Here is an 18020-nt window from a genome sequence, read left to right on the forward strand (position 1 = left end):
TTGTTTTTATAATGTGGAATTTAACTATATACGGTGCCCGCGCCCCGGCACCGTCGGCGCGGACGCGGGGTTCAGCCGATGGCGTCGTCGTGCCAGCCGAAGCTCTTCTCGACCGCCTTGCGCCAGTTCTGGTACTCGCGGTCGCGCACCGAGCTCTCCATGGACGGTGTCCATTCGACGTCCTTCTGCCAGTGCGTCTTCAGCTCGTCGAGGTCGTTCCACACCCCGGTCGCGAGCCCCGCCGCGTACGCGGCGCCCAGACAGGTCGTCTCGGAGACCTTCGGACGGATCACCGGAACGCCGAGGACATCCGCCTGGTGCTGCATCAGCAGATTGTTCTTGGTCATACCGCCGTCCACCTTCAGGGTGGTGATCTGCACCCCGGAGTCCTGGTACATGGCGTCCACGACCTCGCGCGTCTGCCAGCTCGTCGCCTCCAGGACCGCGCGCGCGAGGTGCGCCTTCGTGACGTACCGGGTGAGACCGGTGACCACTCCGCGCGCGTCCGAGCGCCAGTAGGGGGCGAACAGACCCGAGAAGGCGGGCACGATGTACGCGCCGCCGTTGTCCTCGACGCTCGCCGCGAGCGTCTCGATCTCGTCGGCGGAACGGATGATGCCCAGCTGGTCGCGGAACCACTGCACCAGCGCGCCCGTGATCGCGATCGACCCCTCGAGGCAATAGACCGGCGCTTCCGTGCCGATCTTGTACCCCATGGTCGTCAGCAGTCCGTTCTTCGAGGGAACGGGGCGGTTGCCGGTGTTCAGCAGCAGGAAGCTGCCCGTGCCGTAGGTGTTCTTGGCTGTGCCGACGTCGTAGCAGGCCTGTCCGAAGATCGCCGCCTGCTGGTCGCCGAGCGCCGACGCGACCGGGACACCGCCGAGTTGGCCCACGGCGGTGCCGTACACCTCGGCGGAGGACCTGATCTCGGGGAGCACCGCTTCGGGGACGTTCATCGCGGAGAGGATGGACGGGTCCCACTGGAGGGTTTCCAGGTTCATCAGCATGGTGCGCCCGGCGTTGGTCACGTCGGTGACGTGCCGCCCGCCGTCCGTGCCGCCGGTCAGGTTCCAGATGAGCCACGAGTCGATGGTGCCGAACGCGATCTCACCGCGTTCGGCGCGCGTGCGCAGGCCCGGGATGTTGTCGAGCAGCCAGGCCGCCTTGGGCCCGGAGAAGTAGCTCGCCAGGGGCAGTCCGGTCTGCTCGCGGAAGCGGTCCTGGCCGTCCGAGCCGCCCAGCTCGTTGCAGAGCGCCGACGTACGGGTGTCCTGCCAGACGATCGCGTTGTGGACGGGCTTTCCGGTGGCGCGGTCCCACAGGACCGTCGTCTCGCGCTGGTTGGTGATGCCGAGCGCGCTCAGCTGGTCGGCGCGCAGCCCGGCCTTGGCGATCGCTCCCGCGACCACGGCCTGCACCTTGGACCAGATCTCGGTCGCGTCGTGCTCAACCCAGCCGGGCTTGGGAAAGATCTGGCGGTGTTCGCGCTGGTCGACGGCGACGATCGCGCCGTCCTGGTTGAAGATGATGCAGCGGCTCGAAGTGGTGCCCTGGTCGATTGCGGCGACGTATTTCTCGGCGTTGTCCGTCATGACGTCCCCTTACGTGTTCTTCGTCAGGAGGCTGCGTTCTCGTCAGGAGCGTGCGTTCTTGTCGGGAGGCTTCGGTCTCGGGGGAGGCGGCGATTCGTCAGAAGGCCACGTTGTAGATCGCGGCGCCGATGGCGGCACCCACGATCGGGCCGACCACCGGAATCCAGGAGTAGCTCCATTCCGAGGTGCCCTTGTTGGGTATGGGCAGCAGCGCGTGGGTGAGGCGCGGTCCCAGGTCGCGGGCCGGGTTGATCGCGTACCCCGTGGGGCCGCCCAGCGAGAGGCCGATGCCCACGACGAGGAAGGAGATGAGCAGGACCGGCAGGCCCGCGTCGCCGATGCCCGCGACATGCTTGCTGCCGCCGACCAGCCCGAGGATGGGCAGCATCAGGGCGGCGGTGGCGATGATCTCGGTGATCAGGTTCTGCACCGGGTTGTCGATCTCGGGGCGCGTCGAGAAGATCCCCAGCGTCTCGATGGCATTGTCCTCCTCGGCGTTGAGGTTGAACTGGCCGAGGTAGAGCAGCCAGCACAGGACGGCCCCGATGATGGCTCCGGCGAACTGTCCGAGGATGTAGAAGGGCACGTCCTCCCACTTCGTGGAGCCCTCGATCGCGAATCCGATCGTGACCGCCGGGTTGATCTGCCCTCCCGACAGCGGCGCCGAGGTGTAGGCGCCGGCGAGGACGCCGAAGCCCCACCCGAAGGCGATGACGACCCAGCCGGCCCCCTGGGCCTTCGACTTGTTCAGGGTCACGGCGGCGCACACACCCGCGCCGAACAGAATCAGAATCGCGGTGCCGATCAACTCGCCGACAAAAATGTCTCCGTTGCTCATGGCGGCTCCTAGGCCTTCGCCCGGGGCGATCCGCTCCGGGCCACCGTGCAGGGTGCGTTTCCCATGGCTACTTCAGCCGAAGGCAGGGAGATCCCGCGCCCCGCCCGGCGTCCGTGACGAGCGTGCCGTCGCAGCGGAATCGCCCGCGGGGACGGCCCTGGGTACAGGTCGGAGACCCGAGCGGTGCGGTGCCTGGAGACGCCCGAATGCGGCGATGCCGACTGACACCCGGAAGTGTTCACCGGCACCCAGAGGGCGTCAAGGTCGCGGACCGCAACGGTTCGAAGGGCACAAACGGGACGCGGTGCGGAGGGGCGTGCGCTGCCGGCCGAGGGCGGACCGGCGGCGGGGCGGCGGTTCGGCCGTCGCGTCGCCCATCGACCGGCTCGGCCGACCGGTGCCGCGGTGCCCGTTCGCGACCGGGAAGGAGCGAGGTCATCGGCGGCCGCGGACGATTCGCGGCCAGTTGCCAGTTGCCAGCGGTCAGCGGTCAGTGGTCCGAGGCCAGGGAGTGAGTCGGCGGGTCAGCCGGTCAGCGTCTGCCCGTACGGCTCCATCGGTTCGGCCCCCGTGCCGCGGCGGATCTCATGACCGGGCAGCCCCGCTCGCCCCAGCACCCAACTCGCCCCGTTCAGCGCCTTGGCGGCTTGCTTGAGGGGTGCCAGACAAGCGGCCGCGTGCCGGTGATCGCTCACGCTGCCGGGGGCGCACACCACCGTGGCCAGCGACATCGTGACGGCTCGGCCGCCCGCCACCCAGGGCGCGTCGAGCACCGAGGCCGCCAGCGGTCCGAGGGTGTCCGGGTCGGCGAGGACCAGGAAGTCGTCGCCGCCGATGTGCCCGACGCGCGTCGCCTCGGACGCCGCGACCTGCAGCGCCCGCCCCACCGCCCGGATCAGCTCGTCGCCGGCCGCGAAGCCCGCGCCGTCGTTGACCTGCTTGAAGTGGTCGACGTCCAGCCAGCTCAGCGCGAACATCCGGCCGTCCGCGATCCGCCGGTCCACCTCCCCGGTGATCGCATCCGAACCGGGCAGCCGGGTCAGCGGGTTGAGTCCCGCCGCCTCCTCGACCCGGCTCTCGGACAGCGCCCGTACGAGGTCCGCGAGGCGTACGACGCCCACGCACCGCCCGTACCGGTCGACGACCGCGACGTCGTCGGACGTACGGTCCCGATCCCCGTCCGCGACGACGTCGAGCACCTCCCAGGCCGTGGCGTCGACGCCGACCGTACGCGGAGGATCACCGAGTCTGGCGGCCGGCCGATCGGCGTACAGCGCATGCCCGTAGCGCCCGGACATCGACAACAGGAACCGTGACCGGTGCACCGACCGGACCGGAATCCCGGAAGGGTTCACGAGCAACACCCCGGACACGTCGGGCGACCCGGTGAGCAGCGACCTGACCTGCCCTGCCGATGCGGTAGTCGGCAGCAGGGCCGCCGGGCGTACGAACTGCTGTACGGACGGCCCGGACCGGGGCGCGGTTCCGCCGCCGGGCGACAGCGCCGGAACGTATACGTCCGCCGAGGGCAGCCGGGCGGGCGGTGCGAACAGCTCGCCCTGCGCCAGTTGCGCGCCCGCCGACACCGCGGCGGCGCACTGCAGTTCCGTCTCGACGCCTTCGACGGACAGCAGCGCGCCCAGCTGTTCGCACAGTGTCCGCATGGCGCGCACCGCGGCGGGGCGCGACAGCAGGGACACGTCGAGCTTCATCAACTCGGGCGCGAGGTCCGTCAGCAGTCGCAGCGGTACGTCGCCGTCGCCGATCCCGTCCGCGCAGATCCGGAAGCCCTCTTCGCGTACCGCGGCCACCGCCTCCAGCAGGGCGTGCTGCGGCACGTGCGTGTACGGCGGGCCGATGTCGACGGTGACCTCCCAGGGCAGCCGCCCGGCCTCCCGCACCGCGTTCCGCAGTGCCGATAGCCTGCCGAGGTCGGCCAGGGTTCCGGCGAACACGTTCACGTGCAGCGGCAGCAGCGTCTCCTTGCGGGCGGCGGCCCGGATGGCCAACGCCGCCAGCCGGCCGTCGAGTTCGGGGTCGCGGCGGGCCTGCGCCAGGATGTCGCCGGACTCCGGACGGGCGAGCATCTCCAGCGCCGCGACCCCTCCGGTCGTCAGATTGACGACCGGCTGGAAGGCGAAGCGGACAGTATCCGTCCTGGAGGGCACGGCAGCAGCATGCCGCTGTGGATATGCGCCGGTGCGCGATTCATAAGGTGTTCACGCAGGATTCCCAAGTCGTCACAATGGGTGCGCGCAGGTATCCGGACGTGCCGCTCGGACCTTCGGTGGAGACTGGTTCGAACGCGGAGTCGTCCGGGTCGGGAACGGGCCACGGGCTGGTTGTCGGGGCGGGGCGGCGTGCGGGCCGACCGCCCCCTGACCGTGGCCCCGGCCGGACCGCGCAGGGCTACCGCACCGCCACGACCGAGGAGCCGTGGCCGAACAGCCCCTGGTTCGCGGTGATTCCCACGCGGGCCCCGGCCACCTGCCGGTCACCCGCGCGGTCCCGCAACTGCCAGGTCAGCTCACACACTTGGGCGATGGCCTGTGCCGGGACGGCCTCTCCGAAGGAAGCGAGACCGCCGCTGACGTTCACCGGTATGCGTCCGCCGAGCGCCGTGTCGCCCTCGCGCAGCAGCTTCGCGGCCTCGCCCTCCCCGCAGAGCCCGAGATCCTCGTACCACTGCAGCTCCAGGGCGGTCGACAGGTCGTACACCTCGGCGAACGAGAGATCCTCGGGCCCGATACCCGCCTCCTCGTACGCCGCTCGGGCGATCGACGCCCGGAAGGGGCCGCCTGCGGGCTCCACCGCGACCGCGGAGTCGGTGGCGATGTCCGGCAGGTCCAGCACGGCGTTGGGATAGCGCGGCGTCACCGTCGACACCGCGCGGATCCGCACCGGCTCCGACGCCCCGTGCTGGCGCGCGAACTCCATGCTGGCCAGCACCACGGCCGCACCGCCGTCGGAGGTCGCGCAGATGTCGAGCAGCCGCAGCGGATCGGCGACCACGGCCGACCCGGCGACCTCCTCCGCGGTGACCCTCTTGCGGTAGCGCGCGTTCGGATTGAGCGCGCCCAGCGCCGCGTTCTTCACCTTGACCTGGGCGAAGTCCTCAGGAGTGTCGCCGTACAGGGCCATCCGGCGGCGCGCGTACAGCCCGAAGTACGTCGGATTCGTCGCCCCGAGGACACGGAAGCGCAGCCAGTCCGGATCGTCCGGCCGGTCCCCGCCCGCGGGACGGAAGAAGCCCTTGGGTGCCGCGTCCGCGCCCACGACGAGGACCACGTCCGCGAGACCCGAAAGGATCTGCGCACGCGCCGCGCCGAGGGCCTGGGCCCCGGACGCGCACGCCGCGTACACGCTCGCGACGCGCGCCCCCTGCCACCCCAGCGCCTTCGCGAACGTCGCCCCCGCCACATACCCCGGATAGCCTCCGCGCACGGTGCCTGCGCCCACGATCGAGCCGACGTCCCGCCAGTCGATCCCCGCGTCGGTCAGTGCCGCGCGTGCCGCCACGACCCCGTACTCGACGAAACGCCGCCCCCACTTGCCCCATGGGTGCATCCCCACGCCGAGCACCGCCACATCGCCGGTCATAGCGCCACCCCCGTCCGCCGTGCGCCCCTCATGCCGTCGCCCCTGTCGGCCGCCAGTGCCAGGTCGTCCAGGTCGTCTCCGTGTCCTCGTGCAGCACACCGGGGACGACCTCCACCTCCATGCCCACCGTCAGATCGGCGACGGTGATCCCGGGAGCCGCTTGGCCGAGGACCACGAGGCGCTCGGATTCCAGCTCCACAGCGATCAACGCGTAGGGCTTCCAGGAGAGTTCCGGATCGGTCACATAGGGTGACGGGGGCCGGTACCGGCTGTCGGTGTACGACCAGACACGGCCGCGGGGGGACAGCGGCACCTCGGCCAGCTCGCCGCCCGTACACCCCGGATTGCGGCAGAAGGCGTCCTCGCGGGGGAAGAAGACAGAGGCGCACGCCGAGCAGCGGGTGCCCAGCAGGCGGAAGTCGTTCCCGTCCCCGGTGAACCACCCGGCGACGACAGGTGTACGTGAGCGCGACAAGATCCCTCCACGGCACTGGATCTGACGGAACGTCAGAAGTCTGCCACGGGCAACGGGAATTGGGCAGGGTCACCGGCGAACCACTGGTGCCCCTCGGGCGTCGGAGTACCTGAGGGGGGTGGCCGGGGCCCACGGGGGTGGTTCCGGCCACCCGGTCCCGACCACCCTGAAGACGCCCGATCGGTGATCGGCTACAGTCCGCGGCGTGTCAGCAACCCCGCACCCACCCGCCGACTTCGCGCCCGATTCGCACTGTTCCAGCTGCGGCGCCCTCTACGGAGAGGGCATCTCCGGCTGGCCCCGCACCTGCGCCGCCTGCGGCACGGTGGCCTACCGCAACCCCTTGCCGGTCGCGGTGGCCCTGCAGCCCGTCTACGACGACAGGTGCGCCTCCTTGGTCGTCATCACCCGGACGATCTCCCCCGCGCGCGGGGGCGTCGCCCTGCCCGGGGGATTCATCGACCACCGGGAGGACTGGCGCCACGCCGTCGTGCGCGAGCTCAAGGAGGAGACGGGCATCGACGCGGCGAGCAGGGACGTGCGGCTCGCCGACGCGATGAGTTCTCCCGCGGGCCATCTGCTGCTCTTCGGGCTCCTCCCGGAACGCCCTGCCGCCGAGCTGCCGCAGTCCGCGGCCACGGACGAGACGGAAGGCTGGCATCTGCTCCGCAGGCCGGCCGAACTCGCCTTCCCGCTCCACACCCTGGCGGCCCGGGCCTGGTTCGAAGGACGGTACATCTGAGGGTCAGCGTGCCCCCAGCCCCCGCACCCGCACGGGATACGGCGGCTCGCCGAGGTCCTCCCCGGCCCGTCGTACCACCACCTCGTCACCTTCCCAGCGGGTCACGTACCGCTCGACCTCCGGCTCCACCCAGCCGTCACCCGCGTCCGGCACGAAGAGCCCGTCTCCGCTGCGCCCGCGCGCGGGCGCCCACGCCTCCAGCTCCAGTCCACCGTCGGCACCGCGTACGGGCACGACGGCACCGGCCCGCGCAAGCACCGGAATCCGCGACAAGGGGGCGTCGACCAGCACTTGCGCCGGCCCCTCGTACGCCGCTTCGGTGACCGTGTCGTACCAACGTCCCCGCGGCAGCTGCACCGCCCGCCGGTCCGTCCCGTGATCCAGTACTGGCGCCACGAGGAGGCTGTCGCCGAGCAAGAAGGCGTCCTCGCAGTCGCGCAGCGCCCGGTCCTCCGGCGCGCCCCACCACAGCGGCCGGACATAGGGGGCGCCCGTGCGGCGCGCCAGGTGGGCCAGCGTCATGAAGTACGGGAGCAGTCGCCGTCGTTCGACGAGCGCCACGCGCGCGTGCTCCAGAACCTCGTCACCGAACTCCCAGGGTTCCCTTCGCCCGGCGCGCAGGCTCGCGTGCGTGCGGAACAGGGGCAGATACGCCCCGAGCTGGAACCACCGCAGATAGAGCTCGGGCGACGGGCTGCCGTCGAAGCCGCCCACGTCCGGACCCGAGTAGGGAACCCCGCACAGCCCGAGCCCCATCACCAGGGACAACGATGCCCGCAACCCCGGCCAGCCCGTGGCAACGTCCCCGGACCAGGTCCCTCCGTAGCGCTGCAGTCCCGCCCACCCCGAGCGCGAGAAGAGGAACGGCCGCTCCTGGGGCGCGAGTTCACGCAGCCCCTCGTAGGCGGCCCGGGCCATGCCCAGCGCGTACACGTTGTGCGCCTCGCGGTGGTCACCGCCGCGACCCTCCAGGGAGTGCCGGGCCGAACGCGGCAGCGTCGACTCCCCGAAGGCCGTGAACGACGTCGGCTCGTTCATGTCGTGCCAGAACCCCGCGAACCCCTGCGCGAGCCTCTCCTCGTAGAGCCCGCCCCACCACGCACGCGCCCGCGCGTGCGTGAAGTCCGGATAGACGGACTCCCCGGGCCACACGACGCCCCGCACGAGCTGTCCCGAGGCATCCCGCACAAAGGCGTCCTCCGTGAGACCGCTGTCGTACACGGCGTTGCCCGGCTCGGCCTTGACCGCCGGGTCGATGATCGACACCAGACGGATTCCGTCGCGCCGCAGCTCGTCCGCGAGCACGGGAAGCTTCGGGAAGGTGTCGCGATCGACCGTGAACACCTGATGGGCGTCGTAGTGGTCGATGTCCAGGTGTATGGCGTCCAGCGGCAGGCCGCGCTCCTGGTAGCCCGCGACGATCCGCCGCACCTCCTGCTCACTGCCGAAGCCCCACCGCGCGTGCTGATGCCCCAGAGCCCAGGCGGGCGGCAGCGCGGCCGCGCCGGTCAGCGACGCCCAGGCGTGCAGCACGCGCGCGGGAGTCCCCACCATCACCCAGCAGCGCAGCGGGCCGCCGTTCATACGCAGCTCGCACGATCCGGCGCGGTCGTGCCCGGAACCGGCGCCCTCCTCGCCCTCACGCAAGGTCACGGTGCCGTCCCACGACGTGTCGTGGAACACGAGGTGCGTGGCCGCGTCGGCGACCACCATCTGCACGGGCATCGTGAGGTACAGCGGATCGTCGCCCGGCCCGAAGGCCTGCCCGGGGTCCGTGTTCCACAGCCGGTACGTCCCGTCGCGCAGCCGGGAACCCGCGGCCCTCCCACCCAGACCGAAGAAGCGGGCGTCGGCCGCGACTTCGGAACGCTGCATCCAGCGGCCCGGGCCGCCCTCGACGGGTTCCCACCACCGGGGCGGCAGATCGCGACGCAGGATCACCCCGCCGGGGGTAAGCACCTCGACCGCGCCGTGCCGGGAGACCACGACCGTGGCCCGCTCGGCCACGACCCGCCAGCCGCCGTCCTTGTCCGGCTCCAGGACGGCCCGCGGGTCCGGCTCCGGGCAGCGGCCCGCGAGCGCGTACGACGGCTCCGGCGCGACCCCGTCCCAGCCCCAGAACACCGCTCCGCTCACCGCGACCGTGATCCGCAGCTCCGACCGGGTGAACCGGACGACCCCACCGCCGGGGCCCGGCTCCACACCGAGCACCGGCCCGGGCACCCGGGCCCGCTCGGCGCCCCGCTGCGGCAACCCGGCGGCGTCGGCACGCCTCCTGCGCCATGCGGCACGCACCGTCAGCAGCCCTTGAGTAGCACCCCCCGAGCCGACCGCTTTCACCGAACGCACCAGGTCACGACCGTCCATGGTGCTCACCCTGCCACTACCGGAGCCCTACGAGTGAGCCGTTCAACTGCCGTTCACCTGTAGCGACACCACATCTTCATGTCGCCGACTATGTGTGGCGTGCCCTGGTGCAGAAGTCGATCACATGGCATCGTCCGTGTCAGCCGCGTGACGCGCACACCCCCGCTCGTGCGCGACCGACGCACACGACGCGCACAGTCCGGGAGCCGCCCCATGTCCACTCCGAACCCCTCGCCGCTCTGGCAGCCCACCGACGAGGTCATCGCCCAGGCACAGATCACGAAGTTCCAGGCCTGGGCGGCCGAACGGCACGGAGCCCCGTCCGACGGCGGCTACGCGGCCCTGCACCGCTGGTCGGTCGATGAGCTGGACACCTTCTGGAAAGCCGTCACCGAATGGTTCGACGTACGGTTCTCGACCCCCTACGCGCGCGTGCTCGGCGACCGCTCCATGCCCGGTGCCGAGTGGTTCCCCGGAGCGTCCCTCAACTACGCGGAGCACGCCCTGCGCGCCGCGGAGACCCGCGCGGACGAACCGGCCCTTCTGTATGTCGACGAGGCCCATGAGCCCGTCCCCGTGACCTGGTCCGACCTGCGCCGCCAGGTCGGCTCCCTCGCCGCCGAGCTGCGCGCCCTCGGCGTACGTCCGGGAGACCGCGTCAGCGGCTATCTCCCGAACATTCCCGAGGCCGTGGTCGCCCTGCTCGCCACAGCCGCCGTGGGCGGCGTCTGGACGTCCTGCGCCCCCGACTTCGGCGCCCGCAGCGTCCTCGACCGCTTCCAGCAGGTCGAACCCGTGGTCCTCTTCAGCGTCGACGGCTACCGCTACGGCGGCAAGGAGCACGACCGCCGCGACGAGGTCGCCGAACTGCGCCGTGAACTGCCCACCCTGCGCGCCGTCGTGCACATTCCGCTGCTGGGCACCGAGGCACCCGAGGGGGCCCTGGACTGGTCGGCACTGACCTCCGCCGCCGTGGAGCCCGTCTTCGAGCAGGTCCCGTTCGACCACCCTCTGTGGGTGCTCTACTCCTCCGGCACGACCGGCCTCCCCAAGGCCATCGTCCAGTCCCAGGGCGGCATCCTCGTCGAGCACCTCAAGCAGCTCGGCCTGCACTGCGACCTGGGCCCCGAGGACCGCTTCTTCTGGTACACGTCCACCGGCTGGATGATGTGGAACTTCCTCGTCTCCGGCCTGCTCACGGGCACCACGATCGTCCTGTACGACGGCAGCCCCGGGTACCCGGACACGGGCGCCCAGTGGCGTATCGCCGAACGCACGGGAGCGACCCTCTACGGCACGTCCGCCGCGTACGTCATGGCCTGTCGCAAGACCGGCGTCCACCCGTCACGCGACTTCGATCTCACGCGCGTGCGGTGCGTCGCCACCACCGGATCGCCCCTGCCGCCCGACGGATTCCGCTGGCTGCACGACGAGGTCCGCGACGACCTGTGGATCGCCTCCGTCAGCGGCGGCACCGACGTGTGCTCCTGCTTCGCGGGAGCGGTACCGACGCTCCCCGTGCACATCGGCGAACTCCAGGCCGCCGGCCTCGGCACCGATCTCCAGTCCTGGGACCCCAGCGGAAAGCCCCTCACCGACGAGGTCGGCGAGCTGGTCGTCACCAACCCGATGCCGTCGATGCCCATCCGCTTTTGGAACGACCCCGACGGCAGCCGCTACCACGACAGCTACTTCGACACGTATCCCGGAGTGTGGCGCCACGGCGACTGGATCACCGTCACCTCACGAGGCTCGGTCGTCATCCACGGCCGCTCCGACTCGACGCTCAACCGGCAGGGCGTGCGCATGGGCTCGGCCGACATCTACGAAGCCGTCGAGCGACTCCCCGAGATCAAGGAGTCGCTCGTCATCGGCGTCGAAGAGCCCGACGGCGGCTACTGGATGCCGCTGTTCGTCCACCTCGCCCCCGGAGCCGTCCTGGACGAGGACCTCCTGAACCGCATCAAGCGGACCATCCGGGAGCAGCTCTCGCCCCGCCACGTCCCCGACGAGGTCATCGAAGTACCCGGAGTGCCCCACACCCTCACCGGCAAGCGCATCGAGGTGCCCGTCAAACGCCTCCTCCAAGGCGCCCCCATGGAGAAGGCGGTCAACGTCGGCTCCGTGGACAACGTCGAGCTCCTGCGCTTCTACGAAGAGCTGGCCCGCAAGCGCGGCTGATCAGCCTCCGTAGGTGGCCTCGGACTCGCCGAGCACCGCGGCGAAGTCCGAGGCCAGGCGCACGGCGTCGGCGGGTGCGAGTTCCGCGACCGAGATGCGTACGCCGGGCGCGGCCGAGGTCCGGAAGCGCGCACCCGCCGCGACCCACCATCCGTACGAACGCAGCCCGTTCACCACGGCCGACTCGTCCCGCACCGGTACCCAGACGTTCAGCCCGCTCACGCCGTGGGCCGCCATGCCCCGGTCGGCGAGCTCACGGACGAGTGCGTTCCGACGCAGCGTGTACGTCTCCCGGGCGCGCGCCACCAGCGCGTGTGTGCCCTCGTCCGTCATCAGCCCGTGCACCGTCTCCTGCAACAGATGGCTGACCCAGCCCGATGTCAGCAGCAGACGGCCGTCGTGGCGGGCCAGGGTCGTCGGATCGCAGGCTGCGGCCGCCCATCGCAGATCGGTCCCCAGGAACTTGCTCACCGTCCGCACATGGACCCAGCGGGCCAGTCCGCCCGTGGTCAGGGTGCGCAGTGGCGCGTCGGCGACCGACGACGCGTGATCGTTCTCCACGACCAGCACATCGGGCTCCTCCTGAAGGACGTCGACCAGTGCGTCCCGCCGCGCCTCCGAGAAGCTGCCGCCGTAGGGATTCTGCGCCCGCGGACTGCACACCACCGCGCGGACCCCCGCCCGTAGTGCCGCGCGCAAGGCCTCGGGACGGATGCCCTGGTCGTCCACCGCGACCGGAACCGTGCGCAGTCCCAGCGCCGTGACCAGATCCAGCAGATGGTGATAGCCGGGGTCCTCCATCGCGACAGCGTCCCCGGGACGCAACTCCACCGACAGCAGGCGCCCGACCAGATCCAGCGCGCCATGAGCGAACGTCACGTGTTCCGTCGGTACGCCGTCGGGCCCCAGCCAGTCGCGCACCACGTCCTCCAGCCGTTCCAGACGCGGCGTACTCCGATGCGATCGCGCACCGGGGGAGAGCCGCGACGGCGGCACCAGATGGGGGAGGAGTTCGGGGTCCGGATGCCCGCCGGCCAAGTCGCGGAGTCCGTCAGGCACCCGCGGCGGGCGCCGTGACGCCACCGCGGGCGCGGCGGCTACCACGGTCCCCCCGCGCCCGCGGGTCACCACGATCGCGCGCCGCCTCAGCTCCTTGTACGCCGTCGCGACCGTCCCCGGGCTCACGCCGAGCCGATCGGCCAGGGCGCGAACCGGAGGCAGTGCGGTGCCCGGCTCCAAAGCGCCTTCGGCCACGCCTCGTTCGACGGACGCCGCAATTCCCTTGGCCGTCGTGCCACTGATCCCATATTGTATTGCCACGTTATTGAGTATGTATCAATACATAATTCATGGCAAGGGGGAACAGTGAGTCCGATGCGCCGCGCAGCCGCATGGTCGACCCGCATTCCAGGAGGCCCCGACGGCCGCAGAATGCTCTGGATCGCCCTGGTGGACCGCATCGGCAGCGGACTGTGGGCATCCGTCTCAGTCCTGTACTTCACCTACGTCACCGGTCTCTCGGTCGCGCAGATCGGCACCCTCGTGGCCGCGGCCGGAGCCGTCGGCATCGCGGGCGCGCCCGTGGGCGGTCGCATCGCCGACCGTCTGCCACTCACCCGCGTCCTGATCGCGCTCCAACTCATGCGCGCCCTCGCCTCCTTCGCGCTGCTGACCACCGACAACTACGCCCTCCTCCTGGCGTTCTCCGCCGTGGGCAGTTTCGGCGACCGCGCCGCGAGCGTGCTCACCAAGCTCTACGCGACCCGGGTCGCGGGGGCCGACCGTGTCCGCTACCAAGCGGTCAACCGAACCGTCGCCAACGCGGGTTGGGCTCTGGGGGGCCTCGTCGCGGCAGCGGCGCTCACCATCGGCACCACCGCCGCGTACCAATGGCTGCTCGCGGGCGACGCCGTCTCGTTCGCGGCCGTCGCACTCGCGACCGCCCGCTGCGGCGAACCGCCCTCGGTCACCCGCACGATCGCCACATCGAAGGACCCCGTCCCCACGACGCGGCCGGACGGTCCGTGGCACGACCGCACCTACCTCGCCTACGTCGCCACCGAGACCGTCCTCTTCCTCGACGACGCCGTGTTCAAGGTCGGGCTGCCCCTGTGGATCGCCCACTCCGGCCAGGCTCCGCACGGGCTCGCACCACTGCTGATGGTTCTCAACAACGTGATGGTCGTGACCCTCCAGGTCCCCCTGGCCCGCTTCGGCGCCACGACGGCCGCGGCCCGGGCCCTGCTCATCCCGCTCTCCGCCGTCTTCGCTCTCGGAGGCGTCACCATGGCGCTCTCCGCAACAGGCGGAGTCGTGGCCGTCACCCTCTTCCTGACCGCGGCGGCCGCCGCCTTCACCGTGGCGGAGATGCTGCACGCCACCGTCTCCTGGGAACTCTCGGTAGCCCTCGCCCCCGAAACCGCGCAGGGCACCTATCTCGGCGTCCACGGACTGGCCCAGGCCGCACAGCGCAGCATCGGGCCACTCGCCGTCACCGCGGCCATCGCCGCAGGCCCACCCGGCTGGACCCTCTTCGGTACGGTCATAGCCCTGACCTGCGTGTTTCAGCATCGCATCGTGCGCGACCGACTCACCCGCCCCGCATTCTCAGTGCAGCCCGTTACTGTGAGTGAGCATTGATCGACTGCGCACAGGGGGAAAAATGGCGCACACCCAGCACCTCACCATGCGACGCGTCCTGCGCCGCGAAATCGCCGGCACTATCGGCCTGCTGACCGACGAACAGGACTTCCGGGCGATGCGGCGCTACCGCACCTTCGCCTTCGACGACCACACGACCTATCTCCAGCAGGTCGAAGCCCTGCTCAGGACCCTCGCCGCCCAGGGCAGCCACACCACGGTGGCACTCTTCGACCCCGAGGAGTACGCCGAATACTGCGCGGAAAGCGGCCTGGAACCCGACGCCCCGGCCAGCCGCACCCGCTTCACCGCGCAACTGGCAGCGACCGGCCCCACGGTTCCCTACGACGGACAGCCCCTCGACCAGCTGGTCCCGGACCTCGTCGACGAAGCGGTCCGCCGGGCCACCTGGGAGTACGCGACCACACTCCTGGCCCGCATCGGCACCTGCGCGACCTGCGGAGAGGACATCGGCCGCACCTCCTTCGTCCGCGCCGCCCACCTGCTCACCCGAGTCGTCGACACCGCGAGCCCTGGCGACCTCCACCTCGTGTGCAGCGTCTCGGCGGCACCCGACACGCTCGTCGCCGTGCTCCGAGCGGAGGAGCGCAGCGAAGGTGCCACGCGCCTCGACGAATCCGAAGCCCTCGAATTCACCACTGTCCTGGCTCTCGGCATCGCCACCGGAAGCGCAGGCGGACTCGTCATGCGCACGACCGCACACGACACCACCGACCGCGTCTACGGATGGCGTCTGCGCGGAGACACCCTGGAGCCCCTCACCGCCGCGGAGGTGTTCGACGCCTACTGCACCGACATCGAATCCGGCGACCTGGTCTCCCCGGAATCGGGCGTCGACTACTGCGTACCGCCCGATCTCGGTGACGAGGTGAAGGGGACAGGCCACACGCACTGAACGCGAAAGGGGCGCCCCATCCGCAGATGGAGCGCCCCTCCGTACCGCATGCCGCTCGGCGACGACGCGGCCCGGCTACTCGCCGGACAGCACCGCCTGCGCCGCGGTGCGCGCCTCTTCCGCCGTGTCCGTGGCACGTGCGGCCGAGGCTGCGCGCTCGCACTGGGCCAGCGTGTACTTGGCCAGCGTGGCCCGCACATAGGGAATCGACGCGGCACCCATCGAGAGGGAGGTGACGCCCAGACCGGTCAGCACACAGGCGAGCAGCGGGTCCGACGCGGCCTCACCACAGACGCCACAGCTCTTGCCCTCGGCCCTCGCCGCCTCGGCGGACAGCGCGACCAGGTCGAGCAGCGCCGGCTGCCACGGGTCCTGCAGACGGGACACCGCGCCCACCTGCCGGTCGGCGGCGAACGTGTACTGCGCGAGGTCGTTCGTCCCCAAAGAGAGGAACTCGACCTCCTGCAGGATCGACCGCGCCCGCAGCGCGGCCGACGGGATCTCCACCATCGCACCGAACTTCGCCCGCAGCCCGGCTGCACGGCACGCGTCCGCGAACGCCTTGGCATCCGTACGGTCCGCGACCATCGGAGCCATGACCTCGAGATAGACCGGCAGCCCCTCCGAAGCCTTCGCGAGGGCGGTCAGCTGTGTACGCAGCACATCGGGGTGGTCGAGCAGCGAACGCAGACCCCGCACACCGAGCGCGGGGTTCGGCTCATCGGCCGGAGTCAAGAAGTCCAGCGGCTTGTCCGCGCCCGCGTCGAGCACCCGCACCACGACACGACCCTCCGGGAAGGCCTCGAGCACCTGGCGGTAGGCCTCGATCTGCTTCTCCTCCGACGGCGCCTTCCTGCTGTCGTCGAGGAAGAGGAACTCTGTGCGGAACAGACCGACGCCCTCGGCGCCCGCCTCGACGGCCGCCGGGACGTCCGCCGGCCCGCCGACGTTGGCGAGCAGCGGCACCTTGTGTCCGTCGGAGGTGGCACCGGGACCCGTCGAGCCGGAGAGCGCAGCCTTGCGCTGGGCCGCAGCGGACTCCAGGTGCGCCTTCTTCTCCGCGCTCGGCTCCACGAAGATCTCACCCGTGCTGCCGTCGACGGCGATCTCGGTGCCTTCGGCGAGCTCACCGGCGCCGGGAAGCGCCACGACGGCCGGTACGCCCAGCGCACGCGCCAGGATCGCGCTGTGGCTGGTCGGCCCGCCCTCCTCGGTGACGAAGCCGAGGACCAGCGTCGGGTCGAGCAGTGCCGTGTCGGCGGGCGCAAGGTCACGTGCAATAAGAACGTAGGGCTCGTCACTGTCCGGGACGCCCGGCATGGGCACGCCGAGCAGTCGCGCGACGATGCGGTTCCGCACGTCGTCCAGATCGGCCACGCGCCCGGCGAGATACTCACCGGCGCCGGCCAGCAGCGCCCGGTACGCGGCGAGCGCGTCGTAGACGGCACGCTCGGCCGTACTGCCGACGGCGATCCGCCGTTCCACATCAGCCATCAGCTCGGGGTCCAGGGCCATCATGGCCTGGGCCTCGAGAACCGCCTGGGCTTCGCCCCCCGCCAGATTGCCGCGCGCCATCAGGTCGGCTGCCACAGCTTCCACGGCCTTACGGGCACGCCCCTGTTCGCGCTCCGCGTCCTCCGCAGGGATCTGCTTGGCAGGCGGTTCAAGAACCGCCGTTCCCATGTGCCGAACCTCGCCGATCGCCACACCGTGGCTCACGCCGACGCCTCGCAGCGTTGTCTCCATCTCACCCGTCTCCGATAGTGCGGCAGATCTCGCCGCCGTGATGGTTGTCGAACGCGCCGTCTACGACAGCGTTGATGTCACTGCCAGCCGAAGAGCTCGTCGCCGGCCTTCACATCGCCGTCCTCGCGGACGTCGGAGAGGGAGTCCGCCGTGGCTTCGAGAGCCACGACCGGGCACACCGGGGATTTACCGGCGGCCTCGACCGCGGCCGGGTTCCACCGCACGACGCTCTGACCGCGCGTCACGGTGTCCCCTTTGTTGACGAGCAGCTCGAAGCCCTCGCCATTGAGCTGCACGGTGTCGATGCCCAGGTGCGTGAGCACGCCGTGGCCCTCGCCGTCGACGACGACAAACGCGTGCGGGTGAAGAGAGACGATCACTCCGTCCACGGGGGCGACAGCCTCCGAGGGTTCACGCACGGGGTCGATAGCCGTGCCCGGGCCGACCATCGCCCCGGAGAACACGGGGTCCGGTACCGCGGCAAGGCCGATGGCGCGTCCTGCAAGAGGGGACGTCACTGTGGTCATGGGAAGCCTCCCAGGGGTGGAGATCTATATGGGCCGTCACTGCCTGTCCCGGACGGCGCACTGTTGAGCAGGGTATGTCATACGAAGTACCGGTTCCGTGTGAGTGGTCCCGGTTGGCGGCCGTAGAGCACAGGGCAAACGATTTGCGCCCGCTCCCGACCTCCCTGTAGAGTCGTACTCCTGCTTGAGGCTGAGCGGCGTGACCAAGCGTCGTTGCCCGGCAGCACCCAACTTGTCAGATCCTATCTCGGGGTCTCCTTCCGTATGTCTGCGGACAGGTGGTCAGAGAGACGGAAAAGCACTGATAGAGTCGGACTCGCCGGAAAGGGAAACGCGGAAGCGGGAACCTGGAAAGCACCGAGGAAATCGGATACGGAAACGGTCTGATAGAGTCGG

The 18020-nt window shown here is 70.7% G+C and carries 13 protein-coding genes; 4 read left to right on the forward strand and 9 right to left on the reverse strand.

The genetic code is table 11. The features are described 5' to 3' along the window. Positions 1-71: 71 nt before the first annotated feature. The 5 genes from glpK to ACWD68_RS40025 form a co-directional block, all read right to left on the reverse strand. Positions 72-1592: a glycerol kinase GlpK gene (gene glpK / locus ACWD68_RS40005; protein ID WP_451811384.1), complete on the reverse strand. Its 1521-nt coding sequence runs from the start codon at positions 1590-1592 to the stop codon at positions 72-74. A 97-nt stretch (positions 1593-1689) separates the two neighbouring features. Further along, positions 1690-2430, reverse strand: coding sequence for an MIP/aquaporin family protein (locus ACWD68_RS40010; RefSeq protein ID WP_451811385.1), 741 nt, complete (start codon positions 2428-2430; stop codon positions 1690-1692). A 524-nt stretch (positions 2431-2954) separates the two neighbouring features. Next, complete coding sequence (locus ACWD68_RS40015) at positions 2955-4598, reverse strand: EAL domain-containing protein (protein ID WP_451811386.1); 1644 nt, start codon at positions 4596-4598, stop codon at positions 2955-2957. A gap of 241 nt (positions 4599-4839) precedes the next feature. Then, the gene (locus tag ACWD68_RS40020) at positions 4840-6030 is read right to left on the reverse strand and encodes a lipid-transfer protein (protein ID WP_451811387.1); all 1191 of its coding nucleotides are present in this window, start codon (positions 6028-6030) and stop codon (positions 4840-4842) included. Positions 6031-6058: 28 nt separating this feature from the next. Then, entirely contained in the window at positions 6059-6505 is a 447-nt protein-coding gene (locus ACWD68_RS40025) for a Zn-ribbon domain-containing OB-fold protein (RefSeq protein ID WP_451811388.1), read from the reverse strand. Positions 6506-6710: 205 nt separating this feature from the next. On the opposite strand from ACWD68_RS40025, the gene ACWD68_RS40030 reads away from it, so the two are divergent. Then, positions 6711-7247: an NUDIX domain-containing protein gene (locus ACWD68_RS40030; protein WP_451811389.1), complete on the forward strand. Its 537-nt coding sequence runs from the start codon at positions 6711-6713 to the stop codon at positions 7245-7247. A 3-nt stretch (positions 7248-7250) separates the two neighbouring features. Here the strand turns inward: ACWD68_RS40030 and ACWD68_RS40035 are convergent, their stop codons facing one another. Further along, positions 7251-9614, reverse strand: coding sequence for a glycoside hydrolase family 31 protein (locus ACWD68_RS40035; protein WP_451811390.1), 2364 nt, complete (start codon positions 9612-9614; stop codon positions 7251-7253). 213 nt (positions 9615-9827) lie between these two features. On the opposite strand from ACWD68_RS40035, the gene ACWD68_RS40040 reads away from it, so the two are divergent. After that, the gene (locus ACWD68_RS40040; RefSeq protein ID WP_451811391.1) at positions 9828-11795 is read left to right on the forward strand and encodes an acetoacetate--CoA ligase; all 1968 of its coding nucleotides are present in this window, start codon (positions 9828-9830) and stop codon (positions 11793-11795) included. On the opposite strand, the gene ACWD68_RS40045 is transcribed toward ACWD68_RS40040, so the two are convergent. Continuing rightward, positions 11796-13115, reverse strand: coding sequence for an aminotransferase class I/II-fold pyridoxal phosphate-dependent enzyme (locus tag ACWD68_RS40045; protein ID WP_451811392.1), 1320 nt, complete (start codon positions 13113-13115; stop codon positions 11796-11798). It lies immediately after the preceding gene. A 54-nt stretch (positions 13116-13169) separates the two neighbouring features. On the opposite strand from ACWD68_RS40045, the gene ACWD68_RS40050 reads away from it, so the two are divergent. Together ACWD68_RS40050 and ACWD68_RS40055 are read left to right on the forward strand one after the other, a co-directional pair. After that, complete coding sequence (locus ACWD68_RS40050; RefSeq protein ID WP_451811393.1) at positions 13170-14435, forward strand: MFS transporter; 1266 nt, start codon at positions 13170-13172, stop codon at positions 14433-14435. Positions 14436-14457: 22 nt separating this feature from the next. Further along, positions 14458-15351, forward strand: a complete 894-nt coding sequence (locus ACWD68_RS40055) for a hypothetical protein (protein ID WP_451811394.1) — start codon at positions 14458-14460, stop codon at positions 15349-15351. Positions 15352-15426: 75 nt separating this feature from the next. Here the strand turns inward: ACWD68_RS40055 and ptsP are convergent, their stop codons facing one another. Together ptsP and ACWD68_RS40065 are read right to left on the reverse strand one after the other, a co-directional pair. Next, positions 15427-17097 (reverse strand): phosphoenolpyruvate--protein phosphotransferase, encoded by a 1671-nt coding sequence (gene ptsP / locus ACWD68_RS40060; protein WP_451811395.1) that lies wholly within the window; start codon positions 17095-17097, stop codon positions 15427-15429. Positions 17098-17174: 77 nt separating this feature from the next. Then, positions 17175-17624 (reverse strand): PTS sugar transporter subunit IIA, encoded by a 450-nt coding sequence (locus ACWD68_RS40065; protein ID WP_355839341.1) that lies wholly within the window; start codon positions 17622-17624, stop codon positions 17175-17177. Between the last annotated feature and the right edge of the window lie 396 nt (positions 17625-18020).

The sequence above is a fragment of the Streptomyces sp. NPDC005141 genome, assembly GCF_053599975.1.

Excerpts from the sequence above, each read along its gene's own strand:
- ACWD68_RS40055 (WP_451811394.1), top strand. The coding sequence starts at position 14,458 with ATGGCGCACACCCAGCACCTCACCATGCGACGCGTCCTGCGCCGCGAA.
- ACWD68_RS40040 (WP_451811391.1), top strand. The coding sequence starts at position 9,828 with ATGTCCACTCCGAACCCCTCGCCGCTCTGGCAGCCCACCGACGAGGTC.
- ACWD68_RS40010 (WP_451811385.1), bottom strand. The coding sequence starts at position 2,430 with ATGAGCAACGGAGACATTTTTGTCGGCGAGTTGATCGGCACCGCGATT.
- ACWD68_RS40065 (WP_355839341.1), bottom strand. The coding sequence starts at position 17,624 with ATGACCACAGTGACGTCCCCTCTTGCAGGACGCGCCATCGGCCTTGCC.
- ACWD68_RS40035 (WP_451811390.1), bottom strand. The coding sequence starts at position 9,614 with ATGGACGGTCGTGACCTGGTGCGTTCGGTGAAAGCGGTCGGCTCGGGG.
- ACWD68_RS40020 (WP_451811387.1), bottom strand. The coding sequence starts at position 6,030 with ATGACCGGCGATGTGGCGGTGCTCGGCGTGGGGATGCACCCATGGGGC.
- glpK (WP_451811384.1), bottom strand. The coding sequence starts at position 1,592 with ATGACGGACAACGCCGAGAAATACGTCGCCGCAATCGACCAGGGCACC.
- ACWD68_RS40050 (WP_451811393.1), top strand. The coding sequence starts at position 13,170 with ATGCGCCGCGCAGCCGCATGGTCGACCCGCATTCCAGGAGGCCCCGAC.
- ptsP (WP_451811395.1), bottom strand. The coding sequence starts at position 17,097 with ATGGAGACAACGCTGCGAGGCGTCGGCGTGAGCCACGGTGTGGCGATC.